General features: G+C 65.2%; 1 protein-coding gene and 1 pseudogene. One reads left to right on the top strand and one right to left on the bottom strand.

Going from position 1 to position 1,688, the window contains the following annotated elements; all coding sequences use genetic code 11:
• A partial coding sequence (locus tag EN964_RS33760) for a hypothetical protein (RefSeq protein WP_127277389.1) occupies positions 1–645 on the top strand: 645 nt, incomplete at its 5' end.
• Between the two features lie 145 nt (positions 646–790).
• Here EN964_RS33760 and EN964_RS33755 read toward each other — a convergent pair.
• A pseudogene (locus EN964_RS33755) lies at positions 791–1,688 on the bottom strand (aldehyde dehydrogenase); the annotation flags it as partial.

Raw genomic sequence — 1,688 nt, 5'->3', positions numbered from 1 at the left:
GGCGGGGGCAATGCCGGCGGTAACGGCGGCAATAGCAATGGCAAGAGCGGCGGTTCGCACGGCAAGTCTTCGTCGGCTCGGGGGCAGGTGGCAAAGGCCAAAACGGACGACACCACGGTCGACAAGACCACAAAGGTCTCGTCGGTTCCCAAGGAGAAGAACATCCACGCCAAGCTCGGTCGGCTGAACTCGCTTCAGCGCAACATCAACGCCTATATGAACTCGAAGAGCAAGAAGTTCGCTGCCATCCAGGCCTTCGTGACGCAGTCCGCCAAAGCCAAGGTTGCTCAGGCCGCCGCTGAAGCGGCCCAGGAGAAGCTGGATGCGCTGAATTCTCAGTTGACCGCGCTGACGTCGCTGACGCCCGAGCAGATTGCGGCCATGACGCCCGAAGATCAGGCGGCCTTGCCTGGGAGGATAACGGATCTGGAGGCCGAAATCACTGCCCAGGAGGCAGAGGTCACCGCCGCCAATGAGGCGGCTGCCGCGGCAGAGGTCGGCACCGATGATGCATCGCTCGACGCGGCACTGGCGGATATGGCCAACAAGCCGGTCGACGCTGCGGTCACGTCCTGGGCTCAGGGCGTCCTTGCCGACAAGATCGACCAGACGGCCGCCGCGATGGAAGCAGAAACGACGCCGTAACGACTTGCCGTTGAAACGGCAGTAGCCAATCGAAGAAAGATGCCGCCGGGTTTCGCCCGGCGGCATCGCTTTTTCCCGGCCATGGACTGGCTATCCCAGGATAGCCACCGAGCTGGCTATCCGGAGCTGGCGAGGTTCGAAACACTCAGACGTGCTTGCGGCCACCGGTCTCGCGGAACCAGCTGTCGGGGTACGGATACCACCATTCCTGGATTGCAGGCTTGTGGTCGATGATCACCATTTTGGAGCGGCGGAAGGCGTCGAGCCCCTGGCGTCCGAGCTCGCGGCCGAGGCCCGAGGCCTTCCAGCCGCCGAAGGGCAGGGCATCATTGTCGATCAGCGGGTTGTTGACCCAGACCATTCCGGCTTCGAGCCGTTCAGCCGCCTCGTGGGCTTCGGCCAGATCGGTGGTGAAGACAGAGGCGCCGAGCCCGAACGGGCTGTCATTGGCAAGCCGGATCGCCTCGTCGAAATCCCTGACCCGGCAGATGGCGGCGACCGGTCCAAAGCATTCTTCGCGCACGATTGCCATGTCCGGGGTGACGCCGGTCAGGATCGTCGGCTCGTAGAACCAGCCCGTGTTGTGTGCCGGAGGGATGCGTCCGCCGGTGACCGCCTCGGCGCCGTGGGCGATGGCATCGTCGACCAGCCGCATGACCTTGGTGCGAGCGGCCTCGCTGACCAGCGGGCCGATCTCGGTCTTGTCCATGCCGTTGCCGATGCGCAGCGCCCGGGTCCTTTCGGCGAACAGCGCGACGAAGCGGTCATGAACGGCATCGACGACGAAGAAACGCTCGGCGGAGGTGCAGACCTGGCCGGTGAGATGGAAGGCCGCGGTGACGCTGCCGGCCGCCGCGATCTCAAGCGGGGCATGCTCGCTTATGATCAGCGGATCGCTGCCGCCGGCCTCGATGACTCAAGGTTTCATGCGTTCGGCGCAGGCCACCGCCACCGCCTTGCCGGCGGCGACCGAGCCGGTGAAGGCAACCGCATGGGTGCGTTCGGAGGCGATCAGCGCCTGCGCCGTGGCCGCTCCACCAGGC

It is taken from the genome of Mesorhizobium sp. M7A.F.Ca.CA.001.10.2.1, from assembly GCF_003998575.1.
Classification (GTDB): Bacteria; Pseudomonadota; Alphaproteobacteria; order Rhizobiales; family Rhizobiaceae; genus Mesorhizobium.
Note: the sequence above shows the minus strand (reverse complement) of the source record. Positions and strands in the feature narration are given on the sequence as shown.